Source organism: Peptococcus niger (genome assembly GCF_900101835.1).
GTDB classification, from domain to species: domain Bacteria; phylum Bacillota; class Peptococcia; order Peptococcales; family Peptococcaceae; genus Peptococcus; species Peptococcus niger.
The window spans coordinates 179,042-194,052 of record NZ_FNAF01000002.1 but is presented as its reverse complement, the minus strand read 5'-3'; the positions used below and the strand labels follow the sequence as shown (position 1 = coordinate 194,052).

Here is a 15,011-nt window from a genome sequence, read left to right as displayed (position 1 = left end):
ATATAAATCGTAGTCACGGGGGTATGGCGCAGTTGGGAGCGCGTCTGAATGGCATTCAGAAGGTCAGGGGTTCGAATCCCCTTATCTCCAGATAGTAAAAAAGAGAAATCGCTTTAAATAGCGGTTTCTCTTTTTTTGTTATTTCAATGAATATGACCCTTTATCATAAATAATGTCGACATTTTGTCGACCAAATGTCGACCTCGAAGCTCTACGCATAAAAAATAAGCCTGCCAATTATCCGGCAGGCTTTTTGCTTATTTATCTACTCTTCTTAGTTCACTAGCTGCATACTCGCAACGAGTCAGCGGGCTGTTGGGGCGTTGGCCATCAACGATGCCTTTGTCTGTTGCTTCTTCCCAGTACTTGGTAGCCCATTCGAGGGGTTCTGGCTTATGCACTTGTCATATAGGTCAGTAATCCATGCTGCTACTTCCGGTCTCAATTGAACTTCATCCTTTCCTGTCTCTTCTCCGCTATAGCACTGTTCTGCTAGGGCTACAATCCGGTCAATGTCATAGACACCTGGACATTGGGTGGGCATGTAGTCTTTATGCCTCTTGACCAACAGCTTGCCCCACTCGTGCCACAAATCGGCGACCAGCTCAGCCACCGTCGCATAATCCCCCTCACTCGCCCGGGGATTGCACTCAATGCCGATGGTGGTTTGATTGACGTAGCCGGGTTGTGCCACGTGCCAGGCCATCATGGCTGGGTCGACGATGCAGGCGACTTTGCCGGTTTCGGCTACGTAGTGGGCGGATGCCTGAGACCTCGGATTACAGAGCCAGCTAACTACTCTGTCAAAGGTTGGATTCGTGGTGGGATCTCCCCAACAGTGGATGGCAATGGCATCCGTCTTAGATCCTTGTCCCTAGTGATTGGGGCTGTCATGCTCTGTGATGTACTGATAGCTGTTTCCTTTACAAATGCCTCTGCTTATACTCTCACTCCTTTGCTTATCGTATTGTGTCAAAAAACCATCTCACTTTTCTTACTCATATTGATAAATCTTTACCTCCCGCCGCTTATACCTGGCTAAATTCATTTTATCAAATTTAATTTTATTTCAAAATTAAATCCAAAATAATTTTATATTTTTCCTTGTTTTATCATCTTTTTCATTATATAATCAAATAAAATTAAAGTTCTGCCAAAGGAGCGAAGAATATGGCTAGATCACAAAAAGAAATATTTGCATCTAATTTAAAGCATTTGCTAGACATACATGATCTAGCGCAAGTCGATGTGGCAAAGGCAATTGGGGTGTCTCCACAAACCTTCAATACGTGGGTTAAAGGTGTTGCCATACCCAGAATGGGAAAAATACAAGTACTAGCCGATTACTTTGGTGTACTTAAATCCGAGCTTGTTGATGACAATCCCCCATCTCTCTACGGCACCTACGGCAACATTATGCCCATAAAAACAAAAAAAATCCCCCTCCTGGGCGAAATCGTCTGCGGGGAACCCATATATGCAGATCAAGACTTTGAATCCTACGTCGAAGTTGGTACTGATATCCGTGCAGACTTCGCCCTTCGCGCTTCCGGAAATTCCATGATTGGCGCCCGCATCAAAGACGGTGATATCGTCTTTGTTCGTAAGCAAGATATCGTAGAACCGGGAGAAATAGCCGCCGTCATCATAGAAGGAGAAGCCACCTTAAAACGCGTCTACTACCAAGAAGGCAATCGGCTGATTCTTCAAGCAGAAAACTCAGCCTACCCACCCATGATATACGAAGCCGACAAGCTAAATCAGATCACCATCCTAGGCAAAGCCATCTCTTTTCAGAGTGACGTGAGGTAAGCAAAATTCATCTATTTCCCTAAAGACAATCGAAATGCTGCCGTAAATGGTATATTGTTTGTATACTAATCCATCCTTGGCAGTAACCCTCTCACAATCAGGGGAGCGGCGAACCCAAGGATTTTTTATCGCGAGGAGATTATATGTATAATTTTGATACCCTTATAAAAAAATTATGTTCGCTGCCATATGAAACACCTTGGTTGGAATTTAAGCATAATAACTATGATCCTGATACAATTGGAAAAAACATTAGCGCGCTCGCTAATAGCGCTACATGGCAAGATCAGCAATTTGCATATCTGATTTGGGGTGTAAATGACAAGACGCACGAAATTATAGGCACAGATGTAGATTTTTTATCGTTGAAAAAAGGCAATCAAGATCTTGAAAGTTGGCTACGCGATCTTCTTTCAGTGAATGCAAATTTTGAATTTTATTCCACATCTATTTATGAAAAGAAAATTGGAGTCTTGGTTATTCATCCTGCAATAAACACTACCGTGCGTTTTAAAAAAACAGAGTATATCCGAATTGGTAGCTACACAAAACCGCTGAGTAATTATCCTAGAATTCAAGAACAATTGTGGGAAAAACTACAAAAAGTTAAATTTGAGGATCAAATAGCATTATCCGACCTGTCAATAGAAGATATTTTAAGTTTACTGGACATTGAACCATATTTTTCTTTACAAAACAAGCGAGCTCCTAGTAAGAAAAAAGAAATACTACATTATTTAATTGAAGATAAGATTGTGATTCCTCAAAATAACTCTCTTTATTCAATATCCAATATGGGCGCTATTTTATTTGCAAAAAATCTTTCCTCATTTAATCGCCTATCTAGAAAGGCTGTACGTGTTGTTCAATATGCTGATACCAGCCGCTTTAATATGTTGAAAGAAGATACTATTAATTTTGGTTATGCACTTGGTTTTTGGTTATGCACTTGGTTTTGAATATTTGATGAAAATCATAGAAACTCTTCTGCCGAGCAGAGAAGTGATTTCAGGAGCACTACGTGAGAACAAGACAGCATATCCTCTCATAGCCATTAGAGAAATTATTGCTAATGCACTTATCCATCAGGAATTTACTTTTAGAGGAACCGGGCCAGTTATTGAATTGTTTCCTAACCGCATTGAAGTGACTAATCCTGGGCAACCTTTGGTTGATATTTATCGAATTATTGATAATCCCCCTCGGTCTAGAAACGAACGACTTGCCGCATTAATGCGAAGATTAAAAATGTGTGAAGAACTTGGTACTGGATGGGACAAAATCGTTATTCAGTGTGAACTTTTCCAATTACCAGCCCCAAGAATCTCACTATATGATGAAAATACCAAGGTGACTTTATATTCAAAAAAACTATTTTCGGACCTTACGCTAGATGATAGGCTTTGGTCATGCTACTTACATGCTTGCATAAAATATATTGAAGGGGACTACTTAACCAATAGCTCTCTGAGAAAACGTTTTGGCGTATCCAGCTCATCTTCAAGCAGCATTTCTCGAGTAATTAAAGCCAGCATTGATAAAGGGTATATAAAACCACTCGATCCTGATACTGCTCCAAAGCATATGAAATATGTTCCAACTTGGGCTTAAGTTTAACTTGCTGGTAACTTCCATTATACTTCATATACCGTTACCATAAAGTGCATAGAAACGCATAGAAGTGCGTAGAAATGCATAGAAGTGCACCTTAAGTCACAACGAGTTTAACTTGCCGGTAACTTTCAGCTGCGCAACAAAAAACAATAAAAAACCGCCCACCGTGCGCCAACACAGTGGGCGAAGATGAACAGGCTTGTGATAGCCTAGCGAACAATATTTAGTCTATCACAAAGCTCTAAGGGGCTCCCGCCATGGAGCCCTGGAACGAACTAGAAGTTATTGTTGAAAACACCCCAATAAAGGATGGGGGTACCGTATAGAGCTTGACAAAAATACCATGGAAAAACGTCAAAAAAGTAATTTCCAAAGCTGGCTAAAGAAAGACGCCTTAGCTGTCAGCTGAGCTTGGTTCGAAAATGGCATTGAGAACAAGGGTAAAATTGCTAAAGATGAAACCATCACTCTCATCACCTTCTTTGACCTCTGCATGAAATATAAGGCCACTTTTTTTACCAAGCGCGTGTCAGCAGCCGTTGAAGACAGCTATTCACACTAAAAATCAGCATACAAAAAGCCTTTGCCAACGATACCCGTTAGCAAAGGCTTAAATAATACACAGGGGTAATAGGATTCGAACCTATGCATGCGAGATTCAGAGTCTCGTGCCTTACCGCTTGGCGATACCCCTAAAGGATGAATTGTATTATACACCTTGCGCAGGGCTCTTGCAAGGGCTTTTGCTTGCCTACTGTTGTCAGTCACGTTATAATAATGAAGTTAAGACTAAAAAAAGGAGTTGGCATTGTGCAGGGACATTTACAAATTGGCATAGCGATGGCCATTTATATCGCTGTATTGATTGGCATTGGGGTTTATTTTGCTCGTCAGGCGAGTAAAAGTACGGAAAACTTTTTCTTAGGCGGGCGCAGTCTGGGACCCTTGGTCACGGCGATGAGTGCGGAGGCGTCGGATATGAGCGGCTGGCTGCTCATGGGGCTGCCGGGGGTGGCTTATTGGATGGGGATATCCAATGCCTTCTGGACGGCCATCGGTCTGGCGGTTGGCACTTATGTGAACTGGTTGATTGTGGCCAAGCGCTTGCGGGTGTATTCACACATTGCAGGGGATGCGATTACGGTACCGGATTACATGAGCAACCGGTTTAAGGAGGACCGCCCTGTCTTAAAGGTGGTGGCGGCCGTCATCATTTTATTTTTCTTTACGGTCTACGCCGCTTCCTGCTTTGTTACGATGGGCAAGTTGTTCCATACGGTTTTCGAGATGCCCTATATTCCTATGATGATTCTCGGCGCGGCCTTTGTTATTTTTTATACGACGGTCGGTGGATTTTTAGCGGAAAGCGTAGCCGATACCCTCCAGGGCTTTATTATGCTGATTGCTTTGGTAGCGGTGCTTGGGGTCGGGTTTACCCACGTGGGCGGCATTGCCAATGCAATTGACAATGCCCGGCAAATTCCCGGTTTTTTTGAATTTTTCATGACGGCGTCACCGGAAACGGATGCCAACGGCGTGCAGGTCTTGGCTGGGGGCTTACCCCAGTTCGGTCAGGCTGAAAAATTCAGCGCGGTGGCCATTGCCTCAACCTTAGCCTGGGGCTTGGGCTATTTCGGCGTGCCCCAGGTGCTCTTGCGCTTTATGGCCATTCGCGATAAAAATGAGATAAAAACATCCCGGCGGATTGCCACCGTTTGGGTATTTATCTCTCTATTATCGGCTGTGACGATCGGGGTTTTGGGCCGGTTGATTTTTCCGACGGATTTGACCACGGCCAGTGAAGCTGAAAGTATTTTTGTCCTGATCAGCACATCCATGTTGCCACCGCTGTTGGCGGGGTTTGTCATGGCAGGGATTTTGGCGGCAACGGCCAGTTCTGCTGACTCATACTTGCTGATCAGTGCGTCTGCTTTGGCGAAGAATATTTACCATGGTGTTTTAAATAAAGAGGCTACAGAACGTCAAGTCCTGCGCCTGTCCCGTCTGGTCCTTCTGGCGGTGGCGCTCATCGCCATGGTTTTGGCGAGCGATAAAAATAGCGTTATTTTCAATATTGTCTCCTTTGCCTGGGCGGGCTTTGGGGCCTCCATCGGCCCAGTGATTCTGACCAGCCTCTTTTGGCGCAGAACCACGGCACGCGGAGCTTTAGCGGGCATGATTGCCGGTGGAGTCACGGTCATTGTTTGGCGCGGCGCCATTGCTAAGCTTGGCGGCGTCTTTGCCATTTACGAATTACTGCCGGCCTTTATTGTGGCAATTGCAGCGATTATCATTGTCAGCCTTGTGGATACGCCAAATCCGGTTGTTTTAAAAGAATACGACCATTACCGGGACGAACTTCATCGCTAATTGGTATATTGACAAGGTCAGCGACAGGTGCTATGCTCATATTGTATTATTGCAATAGAACAGGAGGAGCCATATGGGCTATGAATTTGACAGCAATATTCCCATATATTTACAGCTCCGGCACTATTTTCGCATGCAAATTGTTTCCGGCCAATTGGCCCCCGGGGAACGCATGCCGCCGGTGCGGGAGATAGCCGTCCAATACGGCATAAATCCGAACACCGTACAGCGGGCTTTAACCGAATTGGAAGAGGACGGGCTGGCCTACAGCCAACGCACGGCCGGACGGTTTATTACAGAGAACCGGGACCGCATTGCCCAAATGCGCCAAATCCTGGCCAAAGAAACGGTGGATACCTTTATTAAAGATATCCGCCCGTTCGGTTTTAGCTTGGACGATATTATTGATGTGATGAAAAGCCAATGGAGTGATGACAATGCCTCTTCTTGAATGCAGTGCCTTGACAAAATCATTTGGCCGAAAAACAGCGCTCTCGGATATGACCTTTACCGCCGATGCAGGGCAGATTATCGGCCTTTTCGGGCCGAATGCCAGTGGCAAATCAACCCTTTTGGCCATTCTGGCGGGTATTATCAATGTTTACACCGGGGACGTCCGCATTGGCGGTCAAAAACCGGGACAGAGGACAAAAGATTTTGTCGCCTACCAAAGCGATAAACTTGCCTTGCCCGGGCATTACAACTTGAAAAACGGCATTGACTTGTACGATCGCTTTTTTGTTGATTTTAACCGGGAGCGGGCCCTGGCTTTCCTGCATGATTTCGGTCTATCGGAAAAAGATGGGCTGCGCCAACTGTCCCGCGGCTCTCAGGAAAAGTTTTATTTAAGCCTGACCCTGGGCCGAGAAGCGCAGGTGTATCTTTTGGACGAACCGATGAACGGCATTGACCCGCGCTCCCGTCAGGAGATCTTGGACCAGTTGATCCGGGTCTATACGCCGGAAGCGCTCACCATCATTGCCACCCACTCTATTACTGAGGTGGAAACGCTGGTGGATTCAGCCCTTTACCTGCGCCAAGGGCAAGTGGCCCTCTATGGGTCGGCGGAAGACTTGCGCAATGACTACGGCCGGAGCTTGAAAGAAATCTTTATGGAGGTGTGCCAATGAGCGATTCTCTCTTTGCCGTCCACCTTAAGGCCACAGCCCGGCAAGTTTTGCCGGTTTATATCTTGGCCACCATCGGCATGTTGGTCATTTACTGGCAAGACAGCCGCCACTTGTCCGATATCCAGAACCTGGTTTCCTTGACGGCGCTTTTCATCATCTTTGCCGTTTTAATCGTCTTGCCGCAAATCATCTGCCTGGTGCGGATCTTTCAATCCTTGTATGGTCAATACGCTTACCTGACCCACACCCTGCCCCTGTCAACAGGCAAAATTTTGCGCAGCTTTATCGGGCTATCCCTCTTCTGGAACGCCATCACCCTACCGATTGTGGTCATTTTTGGCTTTTTGGCCTTAAATCTGCGGAATTTGATAAACTTCATTACATTCAACAACGCCCCTGCAGATGCTTTTCATTCTGTCAAAGAGGTCATCGACTATGGCATCACCTTATGGCAGAATGCACCCGGAACGGCATCCATTCTCATCATCAGCATGTTGCTTATAACCTTCCTATCCCTCCTCAATACAGCCTTGATTTGGGTGGGCTGGATTGTCCTGGCCCAGCGGTTTTTCTCAGCCCGTCATATTTTTATAGGGCTTTTTGTGGTCGCTGTTGTGGTGCAATTGGTCAGCATGCCTTTGGTGTTTGGGCTGAACATGGTTTTTCAACCGGCGGCGGTCATCCACCTCTTACCCGGAGATATGCTGCACATTGATTATTGGATGACGGAGGCTTATTCCCCCTTGAACGGCGGGGTGGATTACCTGGCGGACCACAAGACGGCTATTTTTCTCTTTCCCTGGGCCGGCATAATCAGCAATTTGGCCGAATTGGCCCTCGCTTATGGCATCAGTTATTGGGGCATCGCCCTACGGACCAGCTTAAATTAGGAGCTTTTACCAACGCGAACACTAAAGTGTTCGCGTTTTTATTGTGCTCAAAAATCCTTTTTATTTATTTTTTATAATGCCCGCTTGAAGTGTAAATATTTCTAATAGTTTCCTTATTAAAGACTTTTGTTTCTTCAATGCGGATTTTCTGTTAATATACCAAGCCACAAATATTATTATATATTGAATTGTCTTTCAATTCATGGTATTTTAATAATTGTAAATCCTGGGTTGTAAATTTATGCCAAAGGGCATCTTTCGGTTGAAAATTACGATAGCAATAATTCTTCCGGAAACTGCAACCTGTAAAAAGGATGAACAAGAAAGGATGAGAGAGTATGGCTGAAAAAAATCAATTGCAGCGGGGGCTTAAAGAGCGCCACGTGCAGATGATAGCCATCGGGGGCGCCATCGGTGTCGGGCTTTTTTTAGGCTCCGCCCAAGCCATTAACATGGCAGGCCCCGGTATCTTGGTCACTTATGGTATTGCCGGCATTATTATTTTCCTTATCATGCGGGCCTTGGGTGAAATGTCTGTTGAGTATCCTGTTGCCGGTTCGTTCAGCGCTTACGCCAATGACTTTGTCGGTCCCTTTACCGGCTACCTGGTCGGCTGTATGTACTGGGTTGAATGGACGGTTATTGCCATGGCGGAGTTAACGGCCATGGCCATTTACGTGAACTTTTGGTTTCCGGATTTCCCCCGGTGGGCAACGACCCTTATTTTCCTCGGTTTGCTGACCTTGGCAAATTTAACTGCCGCCAGGTTATTTGGTGAGCTGGAGTTCTGGTTTGCCATCATTAAGGTGGTCACCATTATTGCCATGATTTTGATTGGCTTTGCTATGATTCTTTTCGGTTTCGGCAATGGTGGCGAAGCCATCGGCTTCAGCAATTTGACCGCCCACGGCGGCTTCCTGCCCCACGGCATGGGCGGGGTCTTCTCTGCCCTGGTCATGGTGGCCTTCGCCTTTATCGGCGTTGAATTGATTGGGGTTACGGCCGGCGAAGCGGAAAATCCACGTAAGGTCATTCCCAAGGCCATTAACACGGTTATCTACCGGGTCTTGATTTTCTACATCGGTGCCCTCTTCGTCATCATGTGCCTCTATCCCTGGGATGAAATCGGCACCACCGGCAGCCCCTTCGTTTTAACCTTTGCCAAATTGGGGATTTCGGCTGCAGCCGGCATCATCAACTTTGTCGTGCTAACCGCCGCCCTCTCCAGCTGCAACAGTGGTATTTATTCTTGCGGACGAATGTTGTATAATTTATCTGTCCACAAGCAAGCACCGGCTGTTTTCGGCAAAATCAGCAAGCATCACGTGCCTGCCAATGCGATTCTTTTCACGGCAGTGCTGGTCTTGATTGGCGTGGTCCTCAATTATATTATGCCGGAAAAAGCCTTCACTTATCTGACATCTGTCAGTTCTTTCTGCGCCGTTTACACTTGGGGAACCATTACGGTCACGCAAATCTTTTTCCGTAAACAGTTGACACCGGCAGAAAAAGACCGTTTGCTCTTTAAGCTGCCCCTCTATCCCTTTTCCAATATCATCACCTTGGCCGTATTGGTCTTGGTCATTGCGGCCATGGGGGCCAATCCGGATACACGGATTGCCATTCCCGTCGGCCTGTCCTTCATGATTTTCTTTACCGCGACCTACTTTATTGTCGGTCTGAACAAGCGGCCCGCTGAAAAACGACTGGGCAAAATCCCTAACGAATAAACTTTTGGGCAAAAAAGCACAGTTGCAGTCCACCACTTGCAGCTGTGCTTTTTAATGTTATCGAACAGTGTGAACAGGAGGTTGTCTATGCAAGATTTAGCGCACACCCGCCCCTTATGGGTAGAAGTGGACCTGGATGCCATTGCCAACAACATTCAGGAAGTTCGCCGGGTCGTCGGTGACAAGGTGGAAGTGACCGCTGTATGTAAGGCCAATGCCTATGGCCACGGAGCGGTCCACACAGCGCCGGTTTTTCTGGCAAATGGTGCCGACCGGTTGGCGGTGGCCACGATTGAAGAAGCCATTGAAATTCGCAAGGCAGGCATCACCGCGCCTATTTTAATTTTAGGTGCCACGGAGATCACCCGCGCCCGCGGCCTTTTAAAATGGCACCTGGACCAGGCGGTTTTTTCCCGTCCTATGGCGGCAGCCCTTTCCCAGGCAGCCCAGGAATTGAATACGACTGCCCGGGTACACATTGCTGTGGATACGGGCATGGGGCGGATCGGCTTTCTGCCGACGGAAGAATCCCTGGATGAAATCGAGTCTATCCTAAACCTGCCGGGCATTGCCTTTGAAGGGCTCTTCTCCCACTTTTCTACAGCGGATGAAGCGGACAAGGCCTACAGCCAGGAACAATTCCGGCGCTACAAGTTCTTTAAAGACGGCCTCGCTGCGCGCGGTTTGGTGCCGAACGTGGCCCATATGGCCAACAGTGCGGCCATTACCGATTTACCGGAAACCCATATGGATATGGTGCGCGCCGGCATTATCCTCTATGGCTTATCCCCCACCCATGAGGTGGACGAATCCAAGCTGAACCTGCTGCCGGCCATGAGTTTGAAATGCCGGGTGACCCACGTTAAAACCCTGGCCGCCGGGGAAGCCGTCAGCTATGGCCGCAAATACACCACTCCCGGTCCCCGCCGCATTGCCACCTGCCCCATGGGCTACGCAGACGGCTACACCCGGCTCTTATCCAATAAGTCTGAAGTGCTCATTCGCGGCAAACGGGCACCGGTGGTGGGCAACATCTGCATGGACCAGTGCATGATTGACGTTACCGATGTGCCCGGCGTGGCCGTTGGCGATGAGGTGGTGCTCATCGGCAGCCAAGGCGAGGAGTACATCAGCGCTGAAGAACTGGCCAATATTCTCGGCACCATTTCTTATGAAATTTTCTGCATGCTCTCCCGCCGCATTCCGCGGACCTATTACAGAAATGGCCTATTCGTGGCCAATTGCAATTACCTCTACGATACGGACATTACGCCTGAATAACCCTTTGACGCGCAAAAAAGGCCCGGCAGAAGGCTTCTGCCGCCGGCGACCGCGTTGCCTCTTTTGTCACCGCTACCCCGATGGGAACCGATGCGGCCGGCAAAAGAGGCTTTTTTTCGACCTGGACATCTTGAATTTGGGCCACCAGGATGCCATTGACCAGGGTCAAGCCCAATCCCGCCTCGACCATATGGACTGCGGCCAGGACATCGGCTGTGCCGTAGCCTTCCGGCGGCCTAATGCCGTGCTTGGCAAAAAAACGCGAATTGTCCGTTTCTTGAGAGGGGTAGATGGTAATGAAGGGTTCGGATAAAAAATCCTCTGCCAGCATATAGGGCTTTGCCGCCAAGGGGTGGTTTTTCGGCACCAGGGCAATCAATTCATCGTCTAAGAGCAGCTGCCAATCAAAATCGCCCAGGCGCTTGCTGATGATGCAGAAATCGGCTTGATGGTCTGCCACCGCATGGGCCAAATCACTGGAGGTCCCTTCTATAAACTCAACATTAACCCCCGGATGCTGTCGACTGAAATCGGCAATGGCCTTGGACAGGAGGGGGTAAAAACGTGAATAGGCCGCGCCGACGGTGAGTCGGCCTGCTGAAAGCCCCTGCACCTGCCGGACTGCCTCTTCCGCCGCGTCATCCGCCGCCAAGAGGCCACGAAAGGCCGGCAAGAGGTCCCGGCAGGCGGCTGTCGGCGCTACGCCACTGCGGTCCCGCAATAAAAGGGTCAGCCCCAGTTCTTTTTCCAAAGCGGCAATCATCCGGCTCATGCCGGACGGCGTGTAGCCTAAGGCCTCGGCCGCCTTGGCCAAACGACCGGCGGAAATCGTTTCCAAGAGGGCACGTACTTTAATGGAATCCATGTTTTTCTCCTTGATGTTTTGTCATCTTATTGTTGATTTAGTGTCGCTTTACGCAATTATACTCGCCTGTTAAAATAATGTCAAAAGTGAAGGACACGACCACCCACCATGGACACCTCGGCCGCTGTCCTGTCAGAAAGGAATGAAGAAAATGGCCCACAAACAGGCGGAGTTATTATTGGCCTTTGTCATTATTTGCCGTGCCAGTGCGATGATGTTCAGCAAAATAGCCCTGGCCAGCCTCTCCCCGATGAATTTGCTGGCCTGGCGGTTTGTGCCGGCCTTTATCATTATTGCAGTCATTTTTCACCGCCAGCTGCGCCAGGCTTCAGCGAAAGCCTGGCTACACGGCGCTATTTTAGGTACCGGTTTTTTTGCCACCATGACTTTTGAAATGTGGTCCCTCAAAGCATCTGCCGCCACCAACGTGGCCTTGTTGGAAAATACGGCCATCATTTGGACCCCCTTGGTCATTGCCATCTTGGCACGCCGGCTACCCCGCACCCAAAGCATTTTTTCCTCAGTCATCGCCTTTGTCGGCGTCGGCTGCCTCACCCTCAGCGGCAAGGGCTTTTACATCAGCGCCGAAGACGCCCATGCTTTGACGGCTGCCTTTTTATACACCACTGTGATCATTCTAACCGACCGCTTTGCTAAGGAAAACGCGGACGATGTGGTACCGATGGGCATTATCCAAATCGGCGTTTTAGGGGCCTTGGCCCTGGTCAGCACCCCGGTGACCGGCGGATTTTCCCTTCCCGTCGGACAAGAAGTATGGCTGTGCCTGGCCTTCCTGATCATCGTTTGCACAGGCTTCGGCTTTACCCTCCAGCCCCTTGCCCAACGGTACGTCAGCGCCGAACGCGCCGGTCTTTTCTGTGGCCTCAACCCCTTCTTTGCCGCCATCCTGGCCGCTGTCTTTTTACAGGAACGGCTGAGCCTACAGGGCTATACCGGGCTGGTTCTTATCCTAAGCGCCGTCCTCCTGCCCTACCTGGCCCAATCGGTCCACCATTTCCCCATCAAAGGCCTGAAACACCTTAAGTATAAAACCGAACCGTAAACGTGGACGTCCTCCTTGAAAGCGTGTATACTGGATTCAAACCCTGCATCAAGAAAGGACTGTCTATGAACCGTACCATTAAAAATTCCGATACTCGTTTTTTACCGGTTCTCTTAGGGACCGACGCCAATTGCTATGGCATGGCACGGGCTTTTCATGAAGCATACGGGATCAAATCGCTTGCCCTGGGCAAGTTTCCCCTTCTGGAAACCCGCAAAAGTCGCATCGTAGAAGTGCACACCCATCCGGATTTTGACAAGGCCCCCACCTTTTTGAGCACCCTGGATGACGTGGCCTCCCTGTACAAGGGCTACTACGATGCGCTTTTGTTAATTGCCTGCGGCGACCGGTATACCGAACTGGTTTGCGAACACAAGGAAGAGCTCTCCAAACGTTTTGTGATTCCCTATATTGACCACGCCTTAAAGCTCCAACTGGAAAACAAGGCAGATTTCTACGACATGTGTGACCGCTACGGCCTCCCCTACCCGGCCACCCATATCGTCACCGCTGAAAGCCAGGATGACCTGGACTTGCCCTTTGATTTCCCGGTGGCTTTGAAAGCGAGCAATTCAATTGAATGGCTGGAAATTGACTTCCCCGGTAAGAAAAAAGCCTTCAAAGTGGACAGCCCGGAAGAATTGCAGGACCTGGTCCACAAGTCTTACGCCGCCGGCTATACCGATAAGCTCATCATCCAGGACTTCATCCCCGGCGGTGATGACGCCATGTACGTTTTAAACAGCTACTCCAACGACCAGGGCAAGGTCCAGATGATGTGCCTGGGGCACTGCCTTTTAGAGGACCACACCCCTGCCGGGGTGGGCAATTACAACGCCATCCTCCAGGAAGGCAATGACGACCTCTACAAGACCTACCAGCGCTTTTTGGAAGCCATTGGCTTTATTGGCTTTGCCAACTTTGACTTAAAATACGATGCCCGTGACGGACAGTATAAAGTCTTTGAAATCAATATTCGTCAAGGCCGGTCCAGTTACTTCACCACCGCCAGTGGCTGTAACCTGGCCACCTGGCTGGTCCGGGACCGGGTGGAAGACATTCACTTGGAAACTCCCCACTACCATAACAACCCCACCCTTTGGCTGCATGTGCCGGTGGACTTCTTCTTAGATTACGCCCCGGAAGATGAATTGCCCCGTATTCGCCGGCTGATTAACGAAGGCCGGGTCAGCAACACCCTCCTTTACGATAAAGATCTGGGCCTCTACCGTCGGCTTATGATCAACCGTTTTTATCATGGCCAGCGGAAACGCATGCTGACCTAGCACAAAATTCGCCCATAAAAAAACACCGCCGCATTCATAAACGTGAATGCGGCGGTGTTTTAATGCCTACAATTTTGTTAACGAAACCCGTCAAGCGGCAGCATTTAGGCCCCTATCTCATTGAACACGTTAAGCCAAATTGCAGGCGATCCGATAATGTAAGAAGACGCTCCAATCACCTGATTGAATTTGCGTCCCATGACAATCCAACACACCGTTTGACAGCCCTTGAATCGTCATCGAATGGGTCACATCAGTTCTTTTATTGTCTGAGGCAAAGTCATAATTATAATAATTCGACAGGCAGCGCCGTCCTGTTGCAATACCGGGCGCCGGCGAAATACTGTAACCATTAGCATACCATGTTGTCCCCCACTTAGTATGTTTATTGGGATGCTGAGACGCACTTGCAATAGTATCATTTCCGTTGCGATTCCAGCTTAAATAAAAATAGGTCGTTGCTAATACTTCATTTCTGGGAGCAGGATCAAGCGTCTGCATTGACATACCGCGTGTAAAATCATGAGCAGCCATCAGTTCAATCCCACCGGATAATTTTTCTTTTTGAAGCATCGTATGATAGTCCTGTAGCATACCTTCCGGAACAGCTATTTCCTGTACATCAAATGTTGCCGATTTCGGATTGACAAAAACATCAAAAACACGTGTTTTACCGGATTGGTCCCCAGTTAAATCAAAATCCACTTTTAACTGATTGCCAGGCAAGATTGAAACAGTAATATCCGGTTCGGGAAGCGCCACATTGAAGGGGGTATACGACTGTAATGTGAAAAACTTGGCTTGTTGAGTATCATTTTCATATGCGTAAATAGGCGCAAGCGGCAATATCATCAGACATAAACTTAACAAAACGACCATTGTTTTCTTAAACATCTGTTTTCCTCCTTCTCTTTCCGGGTATAACATAACAGTAAGACAAATCAACTATATGTTATATAGTAAACACTAT

General features: G+C 48.2%; 13 protein-coding genes, 2 tRNA genes and 1 pseudogene. 12 read left to right on the top strand and 4 right to left on the bottom strand.

Annotated features, from left to right (window positions below; all coding sequences use genetic code 11):
* The first annotated feature begins 17 nt into the window (after window positions 1–17).
* A tRNA-Ala gene (locus tag BLQ16_RS02750) sits at window positions 18–90 on the top strand.
* Window positions 91–304: 214 nt separating this feature from the next.
* Here the strand turns inward: BLQ16_RS02750 and BLQ16_RS02745 are convergent.
* Window positions 305–856, bottom strand: a pseudogene (locus tag BLQ16_RS02745) (peptidoglycan recognition protein family protein); the annotation flags it as partial.
* A 314-nt stretch (window positions 857–1,170) separates the two neighbouring features.
* On the opposite strand from BLQ16_RS02745, the gene BLQ16_RS02740 reads away from it, so the two are divergent.
* The 3 genes from BLQ16_RS02740 to BLQ16_RS09710 all read left to right on the top strand — a co-directional run bounded on the left by BLQ16_RS02740 (window position 1,171) and on the right by BLQ16_RS09710 (window position 3,423).
* Complete coding sequence (locus BLQ16_RS02740) at window positions 1,171–1,812, top strand: LexA family protein (RefSeq protein ID WP_091791216.1); 642 nt, start codon at window positions 1,171–1,173, stop codon at window positions 1,810–1,812.
* Between the two features lie 143 nt (window positions 1,813–1,955).
* On the top strand, window positions 1,956–2,771 hold the full coding sequence (locus BLQ16_RS09715) for an AlbA family DNA-binding domain-containing protein (protein WP_200781862.1): 816 nt from the start codon (window positions 1,956–1,958) through the stop codon (window positions 2,769–2,771).
* Window positions 2,737–3,423 (top strand): ATP-binding protein, encoded by a 687-nt coding sequence (locus tag BLQ16_RS09710; RefSeq protein WP_242868936.1) that lies wholly within the window; start codon window positions 2,737–2,739, stop codon window positions 3,421–3,423. Before BLQ16_RS09715 ends, BLQ16_RS09710 begins: the two co-directional genes overlap by 35 nt.
* A gap of 625 nt (window positions 3,424–4,048) precedes the next feature.
* Here the strand turns inward: BLQ16_RS09710 and BLQ16_RS02730 are convergent.
* Window positions 4,049–4,120, bottom strand: a tRNA-Gln gene (locus tag BLQ16_RS02730).
* A 116-nt stretch (window positions 4,121–4,236) separates the two neighbouring features.
* Here BLQ16_RS02730 and BLQ16_RS02725 point away from each other — a divergent pair.
* The 6 genes from BLQ16_RS02725 to alr all read left to right on the top strand — a co-directional run bounded on the left by BLQ16_RS02725 (window position 4,237) and on the right by alr (window position 10,827).
* The gene (locus BLQ16_RS02725; protein WP_341443770.1) at window positions 4,237–5,796 is read left to right on the top strand and encodes a sodium/proline symporter; all 1,560 of its coding nucleotides are present in this window, start codon (window positions 4,237–4,239) and stop codon (window positions 5,794–5,796) included.
* 73 nt (window positions 5,797–5,869) lie between these two features.
* Window positions 5,870–6,247 (top strand): GntR family transcriptional regulator, encoded by a 378-nt coding sequence (locus tag BLQ16_RS02720; protein ID WP_091791214.1) that lies wholly within the window; start codon window positions 5,870–5,872, stop codon window positions 6,245–6,247.
* Window positions 6,234–6,926 carry an ATP-binding cassette domain-containing protein gene (locus tag BLQ16_RS02715; RefSeq protein WP_207645061.1) on the top strand — a complete coding sequence of 231 codons (693 nt, stop codon included), beginning with the start codon at window positions 6,234–6,236 and terminating at the stop codon, window positions 6,924–6,926. Before BLQ16_RS02720 ends, BLQ16_RS02715 begins: the two co-directional genes overlap by 14 nt.
* Window positions 6,923–7,816 carry a hypothetical protein gene (locus tag BLQ16_RS02710; RefSeq protein WP_091791212.1) on the top strand — a complete coding sequence of 298 codons (894 nt, stop codon included), beginning with the start codon at window positions 6,923–6,925 and terminating at the stop codon, window positions 7,814–7,816. Before BLQ16_RS02715 ends, BLQ16_RS02710 begins: the two co-directional genes overlap by 4 nt.
* Window positions 7,817–8,154: 338 nt before the next feature.
* Window positions 8,155–9,546 (top strand): amino acid permease, encoded by a 1,392-nt coding sequence (locus tag BLQ16_RS02705; RefSeq protein ID WP_091791211.1) that lies wholly within the window; start codon window positions 8,155–8,157, stop codon window positions 9,544–9,546.
* An 87-nt stretch (window positions 9,547–9,633) separates the two neighbouring features.
* On the top strand, window positions 9,634–10,827 hold the full coding sequence (gene alr / locus BLQ16_RS02700) for an alanine racemase (RefSeq protein WP_091791210.1): 1,194 nt from the start codon (window positions 9,634–9,636) through the stop codon (window positions 10,825–10,827).
* Here alr and BLQ16_RS02695 read toward each other — a convergent pair.
* On the bottom strand, window positions 10,814–11,692 hold the full coding sequence (locus BLQ16_RS02695; RefSeq protein ID WP_091791209.1) for a LysR family transcriptional regulator: 879 nt from the start codon (window positions 11,690–11,692) through the stop codon (window positions 10,814–10,816). The two genes, alr and BLQ16_RS02695, sit on opposite strands and share 14 nt — an antisense overlap.
* A gap of 151 nt (window positions 11,693–11,843) precedes the next feature.
* Here BLQ16_RS02695 and BLQ16_RS02690 point away from each other — a divergent pair, with 151 nt between their 5' ends.
* Both BLQ16_RS02690 and BLQ16_RS02685 read left to right on the top strand, forming a co-directional pair.
* Window positions 11,844–12,755: a DMT family transporter gene (locus BLQ16_RS02690; RefSeq protein WP_159427955.1), complete on the top strand. Its 912-nt coding sequence runs from the start codon at window positions 11,844–11,846 to the stop codon at window positions 12,753–12,755.
* Between the two features lie 65 nt (window positions 12,756–12,820).
* Window positions 12,821–14,041, top strand: a complete 1,221-nt coding sequence (locus BLQ16_RS02685) for a carboxylate--amine ligase (protein WP_091791207.1) — start codon at window positions 12,821–12,823, stop codon at window positions 14,039–14,041.
* 129 nt (window positions 14,042–14,170) lie between these two features.
* On the opposite strand, the gene BLQ16_RS02680 is transcribed toward BLQ16_RS02685, so the two are convergent.
* Window positions 14,171–14,935: a hypothetical protein gene (locus BLQ16_RS02680; RefSeq protein ID WP_091791206.1), complete on the bottom strand. Its 765-nt coding sequence runs from the start codon at window positions 14,933–14,935 to the stop codon at window positions 14,171–14,173.
* Window positions 14,936–15,011 lie beyond the last annotated feature (76 nt).

Bases quoted from the DNA above. Each gene is read 5' to 3' on its own strand.
- BLQ16_RS02740 (WP_091791216.1), top strand. From the start codon at position 1,171: ATGGCTAGATCACAAAAAGAAATATTTGCATCTAATTTAAAGCATTTG.
- BLQ16_RS09715 (WP_200781862.1), top strand. From the start codon at position 1,956: ATGTATAATTTTGATACCCTTATAAAAAAATTATGTTCGCTGCCATAT.
- BLQ16_RS09710 (WP_242868936.1), top strand. From the start codon at position 2,737: ATGCACTTGGTTTTTGGTTATGCACTTGGTTTTGAATATTTGATGAAA.
- BLQ16_RS02720 (WP_091791214.1), top strand. From the start codon at position 5,870: ATGGGCTATGAATTTGACAGCAATATTCCCATATATTTACAGCTCCGG.
- BLQ16_RS02715 (WP_207645061.1), top strand. From the start codon at position 6,234: ATGCCTCTTCTTGAATGCAGTGCCTTGACAAAATCATTTGGCCGAAAA.
- BLQ16_RS02710 (WP_091791212.1), top strand. From the start codon at position 6,923: ATGAGCGATTCTCTCTTTGCCGTCCACCTTAAGGCCACAGCCCGGCAA.
- BLQ16_RS02705 (WP_091791211.1), top strand. From the start codon at position 8,155: ATGGCTGAAAAAAATCAATTGCAGCGGGGGCTTAAAGAGCGCCACGTG.
- alr (WP_091791210.1), top strand. From the start codon at position 9,634: ATGCAAGATTTAGCGCACACCCGCCCCTTATGGGTAGAAGTGGACCTG.
- BLQ16_RS02695 (WP_091791209.1), bottom strand. From the start codon at position 11,692: ATGGATTCCATTAAAGTACGTGCCCTCTTGGAAACGATTTCCGCCGGT.
- BLQ16_RS02690 (WP_159427955.1), top strand. From the start codon at position 11,844: ATGGCCCACAAACAGGCGGAGTTATTATTGGCCTTTGTCATTATTTGC.
- BLQ16_RS02685 (WP_091791207.1), top strand. From the start codon at position 12,821: ATGAACCGTACCATTAAAAATTCCGATACTCGTTTTTTACCGGTTCTC.
- BLQ16_RS02680 (WP_091791206.1), bottom strand. From the start codon at position 14,935: ATGTTTAAGAAAACAATGGTCGTTTTGTTAAGTTTATGTCTGATGATA.